This window comes from Nonomuraea angiospora (assembly GCF_014873145.1).
In the GTDB taxonomy this organism is placed as follows: domain Bacteria; phylum Actinomycetota; class Actinomycetes; order Streptosporangiales; family Streptosporangiaceae; genus Nonomuraea; species Nonomuraea angiospora.
Window position 1 is genome coordinate 11195447 of the sequence record NZ_JADBEK010000001.1, and the last position, 19164, is coordinate 11214610.

Consider the following 19164-nt stretch of genomic DNA (forward strand, 5'->3'; position numbering starts at 1 on the left):
CCCACCTGACGAAGAGGACCAATGTCAGCAATGGTGCCCAGGCGCGAGGCGCTTCGGCTGGCGGCGTTAGCGGCCGCCGCCCCGTCCGCGCTCGCTTTGGCGACGTCCACCGGCACGGCCCGGGCCGTGGCCCGCACGATGGTCCCTCTGCCGCAGAACGACCCCCCGGTGCCGGGCGGCTGGATCGTGAAGCCGTTCGCCAACAGCCAGGTCAGGCTGGGCACGAGCCTGTTCACCGCCAACCGGGATCGGATCCTGACCTTCCTGCGGGCCTACCCGGCCGACCGGATGCTGGCCAATTTCCGGGCCAACGCCGGTCTGGACACGCTGGGCGCGCAACCGCCCGGCGGCTGGGACGACGCGACCGGCAATCTGCGCGGTCACTACAGCGGGCACTTCCTCAGCGCCCTCGCCCTGGCCTACGCGGGCTCCGGCGACGCCTTCTACAAGAACAAGGTCGACTACATGGTCACCGCGCTGGGGGAGTGCCAGAACGCGCTGGCCGCGAAGGTCGGGCAACCCGGCGGGCCGAGCCACCCCGGCTTCCTGGCCGCCTACCCCGAGACGCAGTTCATCCAGCTGGAGCAGTACGCGACCTATCCCACGATCTGGGCGCCGTACTACACCTGCCACATGATCATGAGAGGGCTGCTCGACGCCTACCAGTACGCCGGCAACGAGCAGGCGCTCGAGATCGTGCTGAAGATGGGCGACTGGGTCCACAGCAGGCTGGGCCACCTCCCGCGGGCCCAGCTCGACCGCATGTGGGGCATCTACATCGCCGGCGAGTACAACGGCATGAACATCGTGATGGCCGACCTGTACGCCCTCACCGGCAAGGCGGAGTACCTCGCGACGGCCACGTGCTTCGACAACTCCGCCCTGCTCGCGGCCACCGCCGACGGGCAGGACACCCTCAACCGGAAACACGCCAACCAGCACATCCCCCAGTTCATCGGATACCTGTCCGTCTTCGACCAGAACCAGGAACGCCGCTACTTCGACGCGGCCGTGAACTTCTGGGACATGGTCGTCCCGCACCGCGTCTTCACCGACGGCGGCCTGGCCGGCCCGGCCGACAACGGCGAGCTCTTCGGAGCGCGCGACGTCATCGTCGGAACGCTGGGCACCAACAACGCCGAGACCTGCTGCAACTACAACATGCTCAAGCTGAGCCGCGCCCTGTTCTTCCACACCGCCGACCCGAAGTACATGCAGTACTACGAGCGGGCGCTCTACGGCCAGATCCTCGCCTCCCGCCGCAACACCGACAGCACCACCAATCCGCTGCTGACCTACTTCATCCCGATGCGGCCGGGTGCGGCGCGCACGTACGGCAACCTCGGCACCTGCTGCGGCGGCACCGGGCTGGAGAGCCACACCAAGTTCCAGGACTCGATCTACTTCCGGTCCGCCGACGACTCGACGCTCTACGTGAACCTCTACCTGGCCTCGGAGCTCGACTGGGCGGAGAAGGGCTTCGTGATCAAGCAGGTCACGAACTACCCGGCCGACCCCGCGGGGGTGACGACGCTGACGTTCACGGGCAACGGCCGGCTGGTGGTGAAGCTGCGGGTGCCGTACTGGGTGGAGAAGGGCTTCACGGTCCTGGTCAACGCGACCGACCAGCGGCTCGACGCCAAGCCAGGCGAGTACGTCACGCTCGACCGGCAGTGGCGCAGCGGCGACACCGTGAGGATCACGATGCCGTTCTCGCTGCGGATCGAGAAGGCGCTGGACAGCCCGACCACCCAGAGCATCGCGTACGGGCCGGTGCCGATGGTCGCCAAGAGCGACCAGACGACCTTCCGCCAGTTCTCCTTCTACAAGGACTTCACCCTGTCCGGGGACCTCGCGCGCGCCGTCACGTCCACCGGGCCGATGAGCTTCACGGCGAACGGCCTGCCGCTGGTCCCCCTCTACCTCAACAACACCGACCGCTACCACGCCTACTTCCGGCGCGTCGAGCCGACCGTCGTCTTCGGCAGGATCGACTCCGGCGTGCCCAACCGCGAGCGGGCGGACTCGGTGACGTTCCTGGACGCGGTCTGGAAGAACGCGCCCTTCGCGAACCAGGGACAGTTCGTCTCCACCGTGACCCGCACCGCGGAGGAGTGGGTCGCGGCCGGCCTGATGACCTCGGCCCAGAAGGACACGGTGGTCTCCACGGCCACCCGGGCCAGGCTCCCCAGCCGGTGATCGCGAGCATCAGTCATGGGCGTGCCCGGCGTGTGCGACGATCTCGCGCGCGATCTCCACGGGGACGGCGGCCGGCGCCATGTGGCCGACGCCGTCGAGGACCAGCAGGCGCGCCCCCGGTATGCCCGCCGCGTAGACCTCCTGGGTCTCGGGAGGGGTGGCGATGTCGGCCGAGCCTCCGATCACCAGGGTCGGGGCGGCCACGCTGCCGAGGTCGGGGCGCACGTCCGCGGCCGCGAGCATCTCGCAGGCGCGGGCGTACTGTCCGGTGTCGTTGGCGAGGAGCATGTCGCCGTAGCGCCGGACGACGTCCGGGTGCCCGGCCGCGAACTCGGGGGTGAACCAGCGCTTGACGACGGTGTCGTGAATCACCGCGAGCCCTCCGTCGCGGACGGCCCGCGCGCGTTCGAGCCAGGGATCCCGAGGGAGCACCGGCGCGGAGCACATGATCGTCACACTGCGTACGCGGTGGGGGTGCCGGGCCGCCGCCCGTGCGGCGACCATCCCGCCGAGGGAGGTGCCGGCCAGGTGCGCGCGTTCGAGCCCGAGCCCGTCGAGCACGTCGATGAGATCGTCCACGAGGTCGCCGAGCCAGAAGGGACCGTCGGGAGCGTCCTCGGCGCCGTAGCCGCGCTGTTCGTAGCAGACGACGTCGAAGCGGGTGCGCAGCACCGGCACGAGGCCGTCCCACATGGACGAGGTCGTGCCGAGCGAGTTGACGAGGACGAGCGGGCCGGCCGGGTCGTGGGCGGCGCACGGTTCCAGGCGCGCGGAGCGGGCCGTCGCGCTAGTCAACGCGGATCACCTCGACGGCTCCCACCTCGATGTCGATCACGAGTGCGTCCGAGTCCTTCCCGACTTCGCAGGCGCCCCCGGACAGCGATGTGACCACGGGCCGATCGCCGGCCACGCGATGCGGGACGCGCAGCCGGCCGCGGATCGGAACGGGGTCGACGAGCCGCTCCGGCCGGCCGCCCGAATGGTTGATGAGGTGAATGACGAGGGTGTCGCCGGACCGCCCGACCACGACCTCCACGCTCGTCGCGAACTCGGCCGAGAGGAGCCAAGCGTCGCCGAGCCGGTCGGCGACGGTGCCGGCGATGAAGCCGGCGACACTGCTCAGCCCGCTGACCCGCTGGGTGGTGCCGGCGGTCCACGGCAGCAGGGTGATCCGGCCGCGGCCGTGGGGCACGCTCACCCGGAGCGGATGGGACGTGAAGCGTTCGTTGCCGTACGTCAGCTCGGGCGGGCCGAAGGGCGCCTGCTCCGAGAGCAGCCAGCCGTCGTGCTCGCCGCCTGCGACGCCCCAGAAGGTGCCGAGCAGCGGCAGCCGGTCACCGAACCGGCCGTCCGGCCGGGCGCCGAACCGCCCGCCGAGCTCGCGGGTGCCCTGGAGCACGCGGGTCACGGCGAGCCCGCCCGGCGGCGTCCCGAGCGTGGTGGGGTCACCGGTGAGGACGAGCTCGCCGCCGGCGTCGGCGAACCCCAGGAGCGCCGCGGCCAGCTCGGGTGTGGTGATCGCGTCGCCCGGGACCGCGACGACCGCGTATCGGTCGAGCGCCCGCCGCTCCACGAGTTCGCGCGCGTACTCCGCACCGAGGACGTCGAACGGGATGTGGTGCTGCTGGAGGGACTCGAAGATGCCGCGGTACTCGGTGAAGTCCGAGCGGTGCTGCATCGACGCCAGGGCGGTGCCGCCTGGCGGGCGGACGACCGCGACCGTGGCGCACGGCCGCAGGCCGGCGTAGAGGTCGTGGTTGTCGCGGTAGATCTTGAGCACGGGCGTCGAGCGCGCGAACGCGGAGAAGTGCTCGGTCGTGGGCTTGCCGATGACGACGGCCGAGGGGCGCGCGGCCCGGGCGAGCGCCTGCGCGAAGTAGCGCGCGTACTGCGCGGGCTGCTCACCGATGAGGCGGTAGGGCAGGCCGACGTTCTGGGCGGAGTGCACCAGCGCCGGGACGTGCGGATGGGCCGTCTTGTGCGCGCTGGCGAGCTCGCCGGGCGTGTGCTCCCACCAGGGCTGGTCCGCCTTGATCGGGCTGTTCGTCTCCAGGAACACCATGTCGACCGGGGCGTCCGCGAGAAAGAGCGCGATCCCGGGGCGACGGCTCTTGACGAGCCGCGAGTACCGTTCGGCCAGCGCGCGGAGGTGCCGGCCGTTGAGCACGGTCAGAGTGGCGTGATTGTCGTGCTGGAAGCCCGTGGGATATTCCAGATCGGGGTACGCGTCACGGAACGCGGCCGTGCAGCGGTCGCAATGGCACGTGCCATAGAGGTCCATGGTGTAGGACGCGACGGGGAACTGCATCCAGTTGAAGAACACGCCGTCGACGTCGTAGCGGTCGACGAAGTCGGCGAGGATCTCGGGCACGCGTTCTTCGTAGTAGTCGCTGCGCGGGCAGATGTTGGTCAGCCCGTCGGCCTCGCACATCTCGCCGGCCGCGGTGAGAAACGCCCACTCGGGCCGCGCCCGTACGAACCGGCTCGGCAGCCGGGAGAAGTCGAACCGCGCCACCAGCCGCATCCCCCGCCGGCGGCAGTCGGCGAGCGCGTCCGCGATCAGGTCACCCGAGGCCCGCCGCCCCAGCGCGGGGCTCATCTCCTGGTCGTCGCCCGTGACCGGGTAGAAGTAGGCGATGCCTCCGGCGTTGAGCAGCCACACGTCGAAGCCGAGCTGCTCGATGAGCCGGGTCGCGGCGTCGGTGTCCAGGTCGCCGTCGGGGATGCGGATGTTCGACTGGAACAGCTGGAAGGGTTTCTGCCACCACTGGGTCATTTGATTCCCGTCGTTGCGATGCCTGAGATGAAGTACCTCTGGAGGAACAGGAAGACCAGCACGATCGGCATGATCGTCAGCACGGATCCGGCGAGCATGCCCCCGTAGTTGATCGTGCCGTCGCCTTGGGAGAGGAAGGCGAGCGCGACGGGGAGCGTGTAGAGGTCCTTGGACTGTGCGACGACCAGCGGCCAGAGCAGGTTGTTCCAGCTGGACATGAAGGTCAGGATCCCGATCGTGGCCAGGGCCGGTCCGCAGAGCGGCAGCACGATGCGGAAGAAGATCCGGAACTCCCCGGCGCCGTCGATGCGCGCGGCTTCCAGCAGCTCGTCGGGGATGTCGAGGAGGAACTGCCGGAGGAGGAAGACCCCGCCCGCCCCGACCAGGAACGGTACGATCATCCCCCCGTAGTTGTTGGCGAGGCCGAGGCCGTTGACGGTGATGAACAGCGGCACGAACATCACCACGCCCGGCACCATGATCGTGATGAGCACCGCCGCCAGCACGAGGCGCTTCCCGGGGAAGTCCAGCTTGGCGAGCGCGTAGCCGACCATCGAGCAGAGCAGGACGTTGCCGGCGATGCTGCACAGGGCGATCACGACGCTGTTGAAGAAGTAGCGGTAGAAGTCCTGGCCGCCGAGCAGGTTGGCGTAGTTCTCGAGCGTCGGGTCTCTCGGGAAGATCGTCGGCAGCAGCACCTCGATGCCCGGCTTGAAAGAGCCGATGATGGTCCAGATCAGCGGGAAGAGCGTCACCAGCGCCGCCAGGGCGAGGAACCCGTAGATCGAGGCGGCGCGCGCGATCCGCCCGCCCTGCGGGGTGGTCGTGTGCGGGGTCATGTGCGCCTCCGGAAGATGCGGAACTGGATCAGCGCAAGGATCGCGATCGCCACGAAGAGGACGTAGCTCGCCGCCGAGGCGACCCCGTACTTCCCGAACCCGAACAGGTCGTACACGTACAGCGAGGCCGTCGACGTGGCGTCGAGCGGGCCGCCCCGGGTGAGCACGAACGGCTCCTCGAAGACCTGCACGAAGGCGACACTGAGGATCACGCCGGCCAGCAGGAGGATCGGCATGAGCATCGGCACGGTGATCGAGATGAACTTCCGCCACGTTCCCGCGCCGTCGACGGTCGCCGCCTCGTAGAGCGGGGACGGGATCCCCTGCAACCCGGCGAGGAAGAGCACCATGATCAGGCCGGTCATCCGCCACACGCCGAGCAGGATCACGACGGGCATCGCCCAGAACGAGTCCTGCAGGTAGTTGGGGCCGTCGATGCCGAAGATCGACAGGACGGAGTTGACGACCCCCTCGTCGGCGAAGATGAACTTCCACACGACGGCCACCGCGACCGTCGAGGTGACGACCGGCACGTACAGTGCCGTCCGGAAGAAGCCCTTGAGCCGGGTGATGCCGTTATTGAGGGCGACGGCGAGCACGAGGGCGCAGGCGATCGTGAGGGGAGTGGCCGCGAGGACGAACACGCCGGTGTTCACCAGCGACTTGACGAATCTCGGGTCGGCGAACAGGGCCTGGACGTTGGCGAGCCCGACGAAGTCGACGGCGAAGGGCGAGCGAAGGTCGCGGCTGGTCATGTCGGTGAAGCTCATCGCCATCGACGCGAGGATCGGGCCGAGCTGGAACACGAGGAACACGGCCAGGAAGGGCGCGACCATGACCAGGCCGGCGATGGCCTGGGGCCGGCGCTTGGCGTCGAACCAGCCGGGCCGGCGCCGGACACTCGGGGACAGGGGCATGTCGTCAGCCGATCCCGATCGACGCGGCCCGCTGCTGGAGCTGCGTGGCGGCCTGCTCCGGGGTGATCTTCCCGCGTGCGAGCTGCTCGCCGTACTCGGACATGGCCTTGCGGATCTCGGTCCAGGTGACGATCGGCGGTGTCGCGCGCGCCGTCTGGAGGGCCTTGCGGAAGGTCGTGAGCGCCGGGTCGGCGGACAACGGCTCGTTCTGCCAGGCGGCCGTGGCGGCCGGCAGGACGCCGGCTGTCGTGTAGAACTTGGCCTGGACCTTCGGCTGCGTGAGGTAGCGGATGAACTTCCAGGCGCCGGCCGCGTTCGGCGCCTCCTTGAACACCGACAGTCCCGACCCGCCGAGGTAGGAGTCGTTGTTGTCCGAGCCGGCGGGGAGCGCGGCCACGCCGATGAGGTCCGGGTCCGTCCCGTTGGCCTTGGCGGTCTGGCGTAGGTAGCCGTAGAAGAACGAGCCGGAGGTGGCCGCGCCGACGTCTCCCTTGACGACGTCGGTCTCGGTCTCGCCCGGCTGGGTCGGGGCGTAGTCGGTCGTCGCCGCCCCCGAGGTGAAGAGCTTCTGGTACGTCGTGAACGCCGTGATCACCTGGGGGGTGTCGAAGGTGAACGCGTCGCCCTTCAGGACCGAACCGCCCTCCTGGTAGATCAGCGGCAGCAGGAGCTGCCACGAGTCCTCGGGCGTGAACGGCGCCGCGTAGCCGACCTTGACGCCCCGCGACTTGAGCGCCTTGCCGAAGCCGAGGACGTCGCCCCAGGTCGCCGGCGGCTTGACGCCCGCGGCCTTGACGAGGTCGGTGCGGTAGTACAGACCTTGCACCGTGACGTACCACGGCACGGCGTAGCGGGTGCCGTTGACGGTGCCGGCCTCGACGGCGCCCGGGAAGAACTGGGCGTCGTCCATGACGCCCGCGGGGACGGGCGCGAGCCCTCCCGTCGACACCAGCGTGGGCAGCGCCGTGCTGGGCTGCACGATGTCGGGGACGTTGCCGGTGGCGACCGCGGTGTCCACCTTGCGGGGCAGCTCCGCGTTCGGCACGGGCGTGATGACGACGTCCGTGCCGGGGTTCGCCGCCTCGAAGTCGGTGGCGATCGCCTCGAGCGCCTCCCCTTCGTTGGCGAAGGCCCACACCTGGATCTTCCCCGTGGCCGGTGAGCTGTCGACGGTCGTCGGCGCGGACCCCTGGCCGCCGACGTCGGCCGGGCGACCGCAGCCGGTGGCGAGGGCGAACAGGGGGGCGAGGGCGAGGGCGATGGCGCGGGGCGCGCGCCGGCGGATCTTCATGCGCGCATACCTCTCTTCTCTGGTGACCAGTCGCTCAGGTGAACGATGCCGACGAACGTATGACAGGTAACTTTGTATGTCAATGTTGCAATCGGGATGCCCCCCGTGCTGAGGGCGGCATGCTACGACCAGCGAAGATGCGGATTCCCTGCTGCTTGGGCGGGGTGAGATATGGAGGCGCGCGGCGGACATCCCGGTCGCGCGGCGGGACCGTGGGGTCGTGTACCGCCCAGGGCTACGACCGGCACGACGGCGAGGCGGCCTGCCGCGTCGAGGCCGAGGTGATCAGCACGTCAGGGGGACTTCTGCCGGCCTGCGCGGCTCGCCGCGAATGGAGTTCGGCGGCGGTGTCGCGGGGGCCGTCCGTCGGGACCTGACCGGCGTGGCCGATGCGGCCAGGCCGGTCCCGGGATCGGCGGGGTCGTCAGTCGCGAGCGCGGAGGCGATACAGCGCGGAGTGGTCCGCGTCGCCCAGTCCGATGAAGCCGGCAGTCGGCTGGGTCATCTGAGACACGTGACTCTCAGGTGCGGACGGCGGGTCAGTCGTTCGAGACATGCGCGAGCAGGCGCTGCCGCGCGGCGACGAGGTGCGCGCGCGACCGCTCGACGGCGGCGTCGGGGTCGCCGGACCGGATCGCGTCGAGGATCGCGGCGTGCTCCTCCGGGATCGAGGCCCGGGAGGTCGCCTTGTGCGCCGAGTATCGGCCCATGGTCAGCTCGATCTCGCCGACGATCAGCTCGTACATGCGGACCAGCCGGCGGCTGCCCGTCCCCGCGACCAGCGACCGGTGGTAGGCGATGTCGGCCGCCACGATGTGCTCGTACGAGCCGCGTTCGGTGGCCAGCTCGATGTCGCCCTGGGCCTGCTCGGCCTCCGCCGGGACCTTCCCGCCGGCGGCGAGGATCTGCACGGAGGCGCTCTCGATCGCTATGCGGCTGGTGAAGAGGTCCTCGATGTCGGAGGTGCCGAGCGTCGGCACGACCGCCGACTTGTGCGTGGAGCGCTGGAGCAGCCCCACCACGACCAGGCGCTCGACGCACGCCTTGGCGGTGGGACGGGCGACACCGTATTCGGTGGACAGCCGCGCCTCGGTCACCTTCTCGCCGGGGCCGAGCTCTTCGTTGATGATCCGCCGGCGCACCGACTCGTACAGGGCGTCCGTGATCGAAGCGGGACCCAACGCGAATTCCGGCGGGACGGTCACGTTGCTATGCTCCCATATCTCAAGGCCGACAAATTGTATGGCAAATGTACCAGGATGACAGGGATGAGTTTGAGATACCGGGGAGCGCCGCTGGCGGCGAACGTGTCGATCCTGTTCACCGAGCATCCGTACCGCGAGCGGTTCGCCGCCGCCGCTGCGGCGGGGTTCGGCGAGGTCGAGTCGTGGTGGCCGTTCGGCACGCCCGACCCCGGCCCGGCCGAGGTCGACGACCTTCTCGCCGCGATCCGCCACGCGGGCGTGCGTCTCGTCGCGCTGAACTTCTGGGCCGGGGACATGCCCGCGGGGGAGCGCGGCGTCGCGACCGACCCCCAGCGGTCCGAGGAGCTGCGCCGCAACCTCCCGGCCCTGCGCGCCATCGCGCAGGAGACGGGGTGCGCCCGGTTCAACCTGCTCGTCGGCCGGCTCGCGCCGGAGACGGACCGCGACGCCCAGATCGAGCACGCGGTCCGGGCCGTCGCCGCGGCGGCGCGCGAGCTGGCCGGCACCGGCACGGTCCTCCTAGAACCGCTCAGCGGTCTGCCCGAGGGAGCGTTCCCGCTCATCACGGACCTGGACGTCGCGGCGTTCCGCGAGCGCGTCGGCGAGGAGAACGTCGCGCTGCTGTTCGACGTCTACCACCTCGGCGCGAACGGTGTGGACGTGGTCGCCGCCGCCGAGCGCTCGTCCGGCGCGGTCGGCCACGTCCAGCTCGCCGACGCGCCCGGCCGCGGCGCGCCCGGCACCGGCGCGCTCCCCATCGCCGAGGCGGTGGACATCCTGATCGGCCACGGCTACGCGGGTCCGATCGGCTGCGAGTACGTTCCGGGCCGGCCGACCGCCGACACGCTCGGCTGGGTCGATCGCTGATCCCTGAGCCGGTCAGGCGGGGACGGCGCGGGCGATGCAGATGCGGGCCTGCAGCCGGGGGCCGGCCTCGTAGAACATGTACTCGACCCCGCCCTGGGTGCCGAACGACGGCGCGGCCACGCGGCCGTTGTCCGAGGCGATCGGGGAGTGGAAGACCCCGAGGTGGGTCTCCTTGTCGAAGGCGTTGCCGACCTCGGTGACGCGCATCTTGCCGTCGTTGCCGTGGTAGGCGACGTACGTGGTGCCGTTCCGCTTGACCAGGGTCGGGCCCGAGATGTCGGTCACGCCGTCGGGTTCGGGGTTGACCAGCGGTTCCGGGTGGAACTGCCAGCCGTCCCAGCCGTTGGGGGACCAGCCGTAGAAGAGGCGGCGGCCGTTCTTCACGCCCATGAAGACCATGACGTACTTGTTGCCGCGGCCCGGAAGGGAATGCTCGAAGACCCGGGCGTAGGAGGTCTCGGAGGTGCCGGGCACCAGGCGGGTGCTCAGGATCGGGGTCTCGTCGGTGAAGGTGACGCCGTCGGTGGAGCGGGCCACGCGGGTGGTGAAGTTCTCGCCGTGGAAGTAGCAGAAGAACTGCCTCGTGGAGGCGTCCCAGGTGACGTGCGGCGAGGACACGTGGCTGACCGTGGTGGTCGGCAGGTTCCTGTCGATGATCGGGTTGCCGATGTAGTCGTGGAACGGGCCTTCCAGGGTGTCGCCGAAGGCCACGCAGATGCCGCCGGGATTCTCGTGAGGGGCGTAGTAGAGGTAGTAGCGCGAGCGCGGGTTGCCGAGCTTGTCGTACACCCCTCTGATGCACGGGAAGATGAACTCCCCGGTGCGGTTGTAGTGCAGGGGAAGGGCGAGAGCGTCCCGCACGTAACGGAACACCGGCAGACCCGCCGGCTGGGCGGCGCTCGCCGCGGTGGCGGGCGGGGCGACGAGGCCGGCGGTGGTCGCGGCGCCCAGAGCGGCGGCGCCGCGTAACACGCCGCGTCGCGTGAGCGGACGTGAGTCCCGGCCTGATTGATGGATGGTCAACATGCCCTCCGATCCTGGTCGCGACAGGCGAGGGCGCCGGGCGGCCGGTCATGCCCCGGCTCGCCGTCACCCTCGGCGTCACCGTATGTTGTCACGCCCGCAGGGCGGCAAACCACTGCTAATACGGATTACCCAGCGATTATCTCTTGACGTCTTCCTTCGGGCGGTCCCAGAATGACCGAACTAATACGCATTACCGAAACGACGGGTGATACGCACGGTGACGGCTTCAGGGCGGCGGCTGACGCAGCAGGACATCGCGCGCATGGCTGGAGTGAGCCAGACGACGGTGTCCCTGGTGCTCAACGGAAGGGCCGAGGGCGAGGTGCGGATCTCGCCCGAAACCCGCGATCGGGTGCTTCAGGTGATCAGGGAGACCGGGTACGTGGCCGACCCCGCGGCGCGCCGGCTCGTCGAACGGCGCAACCGCATCTACGGCGTGTTCACCTACGAGCCCGTCTTCCCCGCGGAGAGCGCCGACTTCTACCACCCGTTCCTGGTCGGGATCGAGGAGTGCGTCGAGGAGGCGGGCTGCGACCTGCTGCTGTTCACCAGCGCCAAGGTGCAGGGGGAGCGGCGGCGGATCTTCAGCGCGGAGAGCCGGATCCGGCTGGCCGACGGATGCGTCCTGCTCGGCCGGACGATCGACCGGGAGGACCTGTCCAGGCTGCTGTCCGAGGGCATTCCGTTCGTCTCGGTCGGCCGCCGCGACGACGCGGGCGGGCCGGTGCCGTACGTCGGCGCGGACTACCCGCCGGCGGTGCGCGCGCTGGTCGAGCGGGCGGCGGCGCTCGGGCACCGGCGGATGGCCTACGTCGGGGCGGGACAGGGCCCGGAGTCCTACGCCGACCGGCTGCGCGGTTTCACCGAGGGCGTGGCCGCGACCGGAGTCGAAGGGCTGCACCTGACCACCGCGGACGGGCTGTTCGACTGCGGCGCGAGCGTGGTGTTCGCCGAGGAGCTGGCCGACGGCGTGGCCATCGCCGAGGCCGCCAAGGCCCGCGGGCTGGACGTGCCGCGCGACCTGTCCATCGTCGCGCTGGGCGCGCCCACCAGGCCGGTGTCGACCGACATCGACTTCGCCGGGTTCCGCATCCCCCGGCGGGAGATGGGCCGCAGGGCCGTCGAACTGCTCACCCAGGTGCTGGAACGCGGCGGCGTCCCGCAGGAACTGCTGGTGTGCGAGCTGGTCGAGGGATCGACGCTGGCACCCGTACATGAGGAGAGGTAAACCCCCACGTGGTTGAGATATCGGCAGACGCGCTCGTCGTCGGCGGCGGGCTGGGCGGCGTCGCCGCCGCGCTGGCCCTGCTGCGGGCCGGGCGATCGGTGGTGCTCACCGAGGAGTACGACTGGCTGGGCGGCCAGCTCACCAGCCAGGCGGTGCCGCCGGACGAGCACACCTGGGTGGAGCGGTTCGGCGTCACGGCGAGCTACCGCGCGCTGCGCGACGGCATCCGGCGCTACTACCGCGACCATTACCCGCTGACCGAGCGGGCGCGGGCGTGGCCGGAGCTGAACCCGGGCGCCGGGCACGTCAGCAAGTTGTGCCACGAGCCCAGGGTCGCGGTCGCGGTCATCGAGGCCATGCTGGCCCCGTACCGGGGGTCGGGCAGGCTGCGCGTGCTGCAGCCGTACCGGCCGGTCGGGGCCGAGGTGGACGGCGATCGCGTCACGGCCGTGCGGCTCGCGCACCGCGACGGGGGCGAGGAGATCACCGCGGTGGCGCCGTACGTGCTGGACGCCACCGAGACCGGCGAGCTGCTGCCGCTGACCGGCACCGAGTACGTGACCGGCTTCGAGTCGCAGGCCGACACCGGCGAGCCGAGCGCCCCGGCGGCGGCGCAGCCGATGAACATGCAGGCCGTGTCCGTGTGCTTCGCGATCGACCACGTGGACGGCGACCACACCGTCGACAGGCCCGCCTCGTACGACTTCTGGCGCGCCTACCAGCCGCCCTTCTGGGGCGACCGGCTGCTGTCGTGGCGCTGCCCGAGCCCGCGGACGCTGGAGATCGTGGAGCGTTCCTTCACCCCGAACCCGGGTGACGACCCCCGCCTGGTGGCGGCCGACCAGCGGGTCAACCCGGGCGACGGCAACCTGTGGACGTTCCGCAGGATCGCCGCCCGCGACAACTTCCTGCCCGGCGCGTACGACAGCGACATCACGCTGGTCAACTGGCCGATGATCGACTACCTGGAGGGGCCGGTCATCGACGTGCCGGACGCCGACCGGCACCTGGCGGCGGCCCGCGAGCTGTCGATGTCGGTGCTGTACTGGCTGCAGACCGAGGCCCCGCGCCACGACGGCGGCACCGGCTACCCGGGCCTGCGGCTGCGCGGCGACGTCACCGGCAGCGCCGACGGGCTCGCCCAGGCCCCCTACATCAGGGAGTCCCGGCGCGTCCGGGCCCTGACCACCGTCACCGAACAGGACCTGTCCGTGGCGGTACGCGGCGACAAGGGCGCCGTCTCCTATCACGACTCCGTGGGCGTGGGCATGTACCGCATCGACCTGCACCCCTCGACCGGCGGCGACAACTACATCGACGTCGCCTGCTCCCCGTTCGAGATCCCTCTCGGGGCGCTGATCCCGCAGCGGATGAGCAACCTGCTGCCCGCCTGCAAGAACATCGGCACCACCCACATCACCAACGGCGCCTACCGCCTGCACCCGGTGGAGTGGAACGTCGGCGAGGCGGCCGGCGCGCTCGCCGCCTTCTGCCTGGACCGCGCCACCACGCCGCACGCCGTGCGCGCGGACGGCCGGCTCCTGGCCGACTACCAGCACCGGCTCGTCAGCGACGGCGTGGAACTGCGCTGGCCCGACGTCACCGGCTACTGACGCCAGAAGGAGTACCCCATGAAAGCACCCCTGGCAGCCCTCGCGCTGGCCGCCCTCCTGACGGTCACCGCCTGCGGCGGCGGTGAGGCGCCGGCCGCGAAGGGCCCGCAGCCGCTGCGCATGTCGATCTGGACCTCCAACGAGGCCCACCTGAAGCTGTTCAAGGAGATCGCCGCCGAATACCGCAAGTTCCACCCGCAGGTCGGCGAGATCACCTTCGACCCGATCCCGTTCGAGAACTACACCACCACGCTGACCACGCAGATCGCCGGCGGCAACGCCCCCGACCTGGCCTGGATCCTCGAGAACTCCGCCCCCGACTTCGTCGGCTCCGGCGCCCTCGTCCCGCTCAAGAGCAAGGTCGAGAACGCGGCCGAGCTGGTCCCCGCCGCCACCCGGCTGTGGGAGCGCGACGGCGAGCTGTACGCCTACCCGTTCTCCACCTCGCCCTTCGGCGTCTTCGTCAACACCGACCTGGTCAAGGCCGCGGGCCAGAAGGCACCGCGCGAGCTGATCAAGGCCGGCCAGTGGGACTGGGAGCACGCCAACGAGATCAACAAGGCCGTGGCGGCGAAGGGCAAGAACGGCCTGACCATCCTCAACTTCGACTACAAGGCCTGGGACAACCTCGCCACCGTCTGGCAGGGCTGGGGCGCCAAGGCGTGGAGCGACGACGGCGGCACGTGCCAGTTCAACGCGCCCGAGATGGTCGAAGCCATGACGTTCATGCACAAGGCGATCTTCACCGACAAGTCCATGCCGGGGCCGGGCACCGCCGTCGACTTCTTCTCCGGCGACACCGCGATGGCCGTCGCCCAGATCTCCCGCGCCGCCATGCTGAAGGACGCGACGTTCAAGTGGGACCTGGTGCCGCTGCCCGCCGGGCCCAAGGGCGAGTACGCGGTCATCGGCCAGGCCGGGATCGGCGTGCTGAAGAAGTCGCCGAGGGCCGAGCAGGCCGCCGACTTCCTCGCCTACTTCACCAACTCCGCCAACTCCGCCAAGCTCGCCGCGTACTTCCCGCCCGCGCGCACCTCCCTGCTGACCGCCGACACGATGGCCAAGACCAGCCCCATGCTGAACGGCGACCAGCTCCAGAAAGTGGTGATCGACGGCATCCAGAAGGGCGTGGTCAAGCCCAGCCACAAGGGGCAGGCCGAGCTCGCCCAGACCGCCAGGGCCGCACTCGACCCGCTGTGGAAGCCGGACGCCGACGTCAAGGCGGTGCTGGACGGCGTGTGCGCGAAGATCCAGCCGCTGCTGGGCGGATGACGTGGCGGTGACGGATCTCAGCAACCGGGTGGCCGAGCGCGCCGCCACCCGGCCCCGCCACTTCTGGACCATCCCCCGGCGCGACGCCCTCGTCGGTTACCTGCTCATCTCGCCGCAGCTCGCCGGAAGCGTGCTGTTCGTCCTGCTGCCGCTCGGCCTGGTCGTCTACTACAGCCTCCAGGAGTGGAACGTGCTGGCCGGCACGTTCGAGTTCGTCGGGGGCCAGAACTACGCCAAGCTGCTCGCCGACCCGAACATGGGGCAGGTGCTGACCAGCACCGCGCTCTTCTCGATCGGCCTGGTCGTGCTCAACCTGGCCCTCGCCCTCACCCTGGCGATCCTGCTCGACCAGCGGCTGCGCGGCACCACGTTCTTTCGCACGCTGTTCTTCTCGCCGGTGCTGGTGTCGCTGGTCGCCTGGACCATCGTCTGGCAGTTCCTGCTCCAGCAGGACGGCGGCGTCAACGGCCTGCTCGGCGCGGCGGGCGTGGACGGCCCCAACTGGCTGCGCGGCGAGACCACCGCCCTGCTGTCGGTCGTCGTCGTCCAGGTCGTCAAGAACGTGGGGCTCAACATGGTCCTGTTCCTGGCCGCGCTCCAAGGCGTGCCGCGCCAGCTGTACGAGGCGGCGCAGCTCGACGGCGCCGGCGCCTGGACCCGGTTCCTGCGCATCACGGTGCCCCTGATCAGCCCGACGATCCTGCTCACCTCGATCATCACCGTGGTCGGGTCGCTGCAGGTGTTCGCCCAGATCGCCGTGCTCACCCAGGGCGGGCCCGGCATGTCCACCACCGTCCTCGTCTACTACCTGTACCAGCAGGCCTTCCAGTTCCGGCACCTCGGCTACGGCGCCACCCTGTCGGTCCTGCTGTTCCTGATCGTCGCGGCGCTGACGTTGCTGCAGTGGCGGCTGCGCCGGAAGTGGGTCTTCCATGAGTCGTAGGGTCAAGCTCGCGTTGTACGCGCTGCTGTGCGTGTTGTGCGTGCCGTTCGTCTTCCCGACCTGGTGGATGGTCACCTCGTCGGTGAAGCCGATCAGCGACATCTTCGCCTTCCCGCCCGCGCTGGTGCCCTCCAGGTTCGACTTCTCCACCTACAGCAGGGTCTTCGAGCTGCAGCCGTTCGGGCAGCAGTACCTCAACAGCCTCTACATCGCCGCGGTGGTGACCGTCGGCACGATGGCGGTGGCCGCGATGGCCGGCTACGCCTTCGCCCGCATCCGCTTCCCCGGCCAGAACGTGCTCTTCCTGGTCGTGCTCGTCGGCCTGCTGATCCCCAGCGAGGTGACGATCGTCCCGCTGTTCCAGATGTTCCACGCGGCGGGGATGACCGACACGCACTGGCCGCTGATCCTGGTGCCGATCCTGGGCGCGCCCAGCGTGCTGGCGACGTTCATCATGCGGCAGTTCTTCATCACGCTGCCGGACGAGCTGGAGGAGGCCGCCAGGGTCGACGGGCTCGGCCGCTTCGGCACCTTCTACCGGGTGGTGCTGCCGCTGGCCAGGCCGGCGCTCGGAGCCGTCGCCATCTTCACGTTCCTGCACTCCTGGAACCTCTATCTCGAACCCATCGTGTTCCTGTCGACCCCGTCGAAGTTCACCCTGCCGCAGGCGCTCACCCAGTTCGTCGACGCCTACGGCTCGCCCCTGTGGAACGTGCAGCTGTCCGCCGCCACGATGACCGCCCTGCCCATCCTGGTCGTCTTCGTGCTGGCCCAGCGGCAGTTCATCGAGGGGCTCGCGCACACCGGTCTGAAAGGCTGACCATGCTCTCCCGCCGCACCCTCCTCCGCGCCGCCGCCCTGCTCCCGGCCGTCCCCGTGCTCGCGCCCGGCACCGCCTCCGCCGCCACCATCCCTTCCCTGCCGCCGGCCCTGGACCGCAGGTCGTTCGCCCCCCACGAGCAGCGCTTCGCGCCGTACCTGGCCACCCTCGCGCCCATGGTCAACGACATGGACGCCGGCGGCTTCTTCGCCGGCGGCTGGTGGCGTACGCCGGCGGCGGCGTACAACGCGCGGGTGCAGGAGCACGTCTTCACGCTGGCCTGGTTCCACGCCAACGCCCGCCCGTGGAACCCGTACAAGGGGGACGCGAACCTGCTGGCCGCGCTCGACGCGGCCCTCGGCCACTACCTGTCGCTCCAGCACCCCGACGGCTCCTTCCCCGAGTACAGCCGCGACCAGCACGGCCTGGCCCCCACCGGGTTCGGCATCGGCTACCTGGCCAAGACCCTGCGCATCCTGCGCGAGTCCGGGGCGCTGCCCGCGCGGCAGGCGCAGCTCACCGCCGCGTTGCGGACGGCCATGACGTGGTTCCTGGACGGCGGCAACCGGGTCGTCTGGCAAGATCGCCTCACCTGGGCGAACCAGACCACCTCCGGCCTGGCAGGGGCCACGCACGCGCTTCAGCTCGACCCCGACCCCGCGCTCGCCGCCCGCCTGACCGAGGCGTTCGCCCGGCTTCCCGCGCTCGGCCAGAGCCCCGCCGGCTTCTTCTACGAGGAGGGCGGCCACGACATGAACTACAACTTCGAGGTCATGCTCCCCGAGCTGGCCGACGCCTACCTCCACAGCCGGGACCCGCACCTGGTGGACCTGGCCCGCGCGTTCACCGGCTTCCTGTCCTACAACCTGCTGCGCGAGCCCGACGGCGCCGGCTACCTGGTCAACGTCGCCCCCTCCACCCGCACCAGCACCCGCTGGTACGACGAGGTCCGGCCCGACCCCGACAGGACCGCGCTCAACTGGACGTTCACCCGCCAGGTGCCGCTGCTGTCGGCGTTCATGACCGCCCGCGAGGACCTGGCCGAGGCCCGCGCCGCCTGGGCGGCCTCCACCGAGCCGGTGACGCCGCTCGCCAAGCAGGACACCTCGCCCCGCATCCTCACCCACGCCCTGTACGGCGAGCGCTTCCCCAGCAGGCGGGAGCGCGCCGCCGCCATCGCGGACCTGCCCTACCTGCGCTCGGACGACTTCGCCGAGCTGCGCAGGGACGGCGCCCAGGACTTCCTGTACGTCCGCAAGCCCGGCCTGTACCTGGGCGGCTACTTCGGCACGCGCGCCTCCCGCAGCCGTACCGGCCTGACCTTCCTGTGGCACCCCGACGCCGGCACGATCATCTGCGGGCTCAACGACAACAACTACGCCTGCTGGTCCACCGTCTTCCCCGGCCAGGCGCCCGACTCCAACGGCTCCCTGCCCGCCACCTACTTCCACGGCGCCCCCGGCGGCCGGGAGTGGACCGGCGGCCGGGCCCCCGCGGCCCTCGGCATCCGCTACGGCAACGCGAACGTCACCACGGACGTCCTCGTCACCCGCCGGACGATCCGGCGCACCGTGACGGCGAACGCCGCCGCCACCGAGCAGATCCCCTTCGTCCTCCACCCCACGGACGTGCTCACCTTCACCGACGGCACCCCGGCCGCGTTCGGCGGCACGACCACCGCCACCGCCGACGGCCTCGACCTCCGCCGCGGCCGCACCACGATCCGCCTGCGCTGGGGCACCCCCCTGCAGGCGACCCTGGCGGCCGGCACCGTGCGCTACTTCCGCGACGGCGCCCGCCGCTTCCACGCCCTCCGCATCCCTCACCAGGGCAGGTTCGAGCTCACGATCATCATGGGCTGACGCCACCGACGGGCCCCACCCGGCGGCGCCGGTCCCCGGCCCGCGGGTGGTGAGCCGCCCCGGTCATGGGCTCGCCTCGTCCGCGTACCGGCTCAGGCGGCGCGCGGCCGTCTCCAGGTCGGCGGCGGCCGCCGCGCAGGCGGCGAGGTGAGCGGTCACCGACGCGTGCAGCCAAGACGGTGCCCCGCCGCCGGACTCCAGCCCTGCCTCGATCGCGCGCAGGCGCTCGGCGCAGGCGGCGAGGGCGCGGGCGTCCGAACGCAGGACCTCGGCGTGGGCGATGATCGCGGCGATCTCGTCGGACAT

16 protein-coding genes are annotated in these 19164 nt (G+C 70.6%); 8 read left to right on the forward strand and 8 right to left on the reverse strand.

Translation table 11 applies throughout. The features are described 5' to 3' along the window. The first annotated feature begins 21 nt into the window (after positions 1 to 21). Positions 22 to 2199, forward strand: a complete 2178-nt coding sequence (locus H4W80_RS51250) for a glycoside hydrolase family 127 protein (RefSeq protein ID WP_192791706.1) — start codon at positions 22 to 24, stop codon at positions 2197 to 2199. A gap of 9 nt (positions 2200 to 2208) precedes the next feature. Here H4W80_RS51250 and H4W80_RS51255 read toward each other — a convergent pair whose 3' ends face one another. The 6 genes from H4W80_RS51255 to H4W80_RS51280 all read right to left on the reverse strand — a co-directional run bounded on the left by H4W80_RS51255 (position 2209) and on the right by H4W80_RS51280 (position 9227). Continuing rightward, complete coding sequence (locus tag H4W80_RS51255; RefSeq protein ID WP_192791707.1) at positions 2209 to 2994, reverse strand: alpha/beta fold hydrolase; 786 nt, start codon at positions 2992 to 2994, stop codon at positions 2209 to 2211. Next, complete coding sequence (locus H4W80_RS51260) at positions 2987 to 4975, reverse strand: alpha-amylase family protein (protein WP_192791708.1); 1989 nt, start codon at positions 4973 to 4975, stop codon at positions 2987 to 2989. The genes H4W80_RS51255 and H4W80_RS51260 overlap by 8 nt, the downstream gene beginning before the upstream one ends. Beyond that, the gene (locus tag H4W80_RS51265; RefSeq protein WP_192791709.1) at positions 4972 to 5814 is read right to left on the reverse strand and encodes a carbohydrate ABC transporter permease; all 843 of its coding nucleotides are present in this window, start codon (positions 5812 to 5814) and stop codon (positions 4972 to 4974) included. The genes H4W80_RS51260 and H4W80_RS51265 overlap by 4 nt, the downstream gene beginning before the upstream one ends. Next, entirely contained in the window at positions 5811 to 6731 is a 921-nt protein-coding gene (locus H4W80_RS51270; protein ID WP_192791710.1) for a carbohydrate ABC transporter permease, read from the reverse strand. Before H4W80_RS51270 ends, H4W80_RS51265 begins: the two co-directional genes overlap by 4 nt. A 4-nt stretch (positions 6732 to 6735) precedes the next feature. Further along, positions 6736 to 8022 carry an extracellular solute-binding protein gene (locus H4W80_RS51275; protein WP_192791711.1) on the reverse strand — a complete coding sequence of 429 codons (1287 nt, stop codon included), beginning with the start codon at positions 8020 to 8022 and terminating at the stop codon, positions 6736 to 6738. 539 nt (positions 8023 to 8561) lie between these two features. Beyond that, positions 8562 to 9227, reverse strand: coding sequence for a GntR family transcriptional regulator (locus H4W80_RS51280; protein ID WP_318787457.1), 666 nt, complete (start codon positions 9225 to 9227; stop codon positions 8562 to 8564). A 63-nt stretch (positions 9228 to 9290) separates the two neighbouring features. Here H4W80_RS51280 and H4W80_RS51285 point away from each other — a divergent pair, with 63 nt between their 5' ends. Then, complete coding sequence (locus H4W80_RS51285) at positions 9291 to 10094, forward strand: TIM barrel protein (RefSeq protein WP_192791713.1); 804 nt, start codon at positions 9291 to 9293, stop codon at positions 10092 to 10094. Between the two features lie 12 nt (positions 10095 to 10106). Here H4W80_RS51285 and H4W80_RS51290 read toward each other — a convergent pair whose 3' ends face one another. Beyond that, positions 10107 to 11066, reverse strand: a complete 960-nt coding sequence (locus H4W80_RS51290) for a glycoside hydrolase family protein (RefSeq protein ID WP_318787458.1) — start codon at positions 11064 to 11066, stop codon at positions 10107 to 10109. 271 nt (positions 11067 to 11337) lie between these two features. Here H4W80_RS51290 and H4W80_RS51295 point away from each other — a divergent pair, with 271 nt between their 5' ends. The 6 genes from H4W80_RS51295 to H4W80_RS51320 are packed head-to-tail and all read left to right on the forward strand — an operon-like array spanning position 11338 to position 18858. Continuing rightward, on the forward strand, positions 11338 to 12348 hold the full coding sequence (locus H4W80_RS51295) for a LacI family DNA-binding transcriptional regulator (protein ID WP_318787459.1): 1011 nt from the start codon (positions 11338 to 11340) through the stop codon (positions 12346 to 12348). An 8-nt stretch (positions 12349 to 12356) separates the two neighbouring features. Next, a complete protein-coding gene (locus H4W80_RS51300) occupies positions 12357 to 13961 on the forward strand; it encodes an FAD-dependent oxidoreductase (RefSeq protein WP_318787460.1) in 1605 nt (534 codons plus the stop codon). A gap of 18 nt (positions 13962 to 13979) precedes the next feature. Next, positions 13980 to 15233: an ABC transporter substrate-binding protein gene (locus H4W80_RS51305; RefSeq protein WP_192791715.1), complete on the forward strand. Its 1254-nt coding sequence runs from the start codon at positions 13980 to 13982 to the stop codon at positions 15231 to 15233. Positions 15234 to 15240: 7 nt separating this feature from the next. After that, positions 15241 to 16176: a carbohydrate ABC transporter permease gene (locus H4W80_RS51310; RefSeq protein WP_318787461.1), complete on the forward strand. Its 936-nt coding sequence runs from the start codon at positions 15241 to 15243 to the stop codon at positions 16174 to 16176. After that, complete coding sequence (locus H4W80_RS51315; protein ID WP_192791716.1) at positions 16166 to 16996, forward strand: carbohydrate ABC transporter permease; 831 nt, start codon at positions 16166 to 16168, stop codon at positions 16994 to 16996. The genes H4W80_RS51310 and H4W80_RS51315 overlap by 11 nt, the downstream gene beginning before the upstream one ends. Positions 16997 to 16998: 2 nt before the next feature. Then, positions 16999 to 18858, forward strand: a complete 1860-nt coding sequence (locus H4W80_RS51320) for a hypothetical protein (RefSeq protein WP_225964138.1) — start codon at positions 16999 to 17001, stop codon at positions 18856 to 18858. Positions 18859 to 18921: 63 nt separating this feature from the next. Here the strand turns inward: H4W80_RS51320 and H4W80_RS51325 are convergent, their stop codons facing one another. Next, on the reverse strand, positions 18922 to 19164 hold the full coding sequence (locus H4W80_RS51325; protein ID WP_192791717.1) for a hypothetical protein: 243 nt from the start codon (positions 19162 to 19164) through the stop codon (positions 18922 to 18924).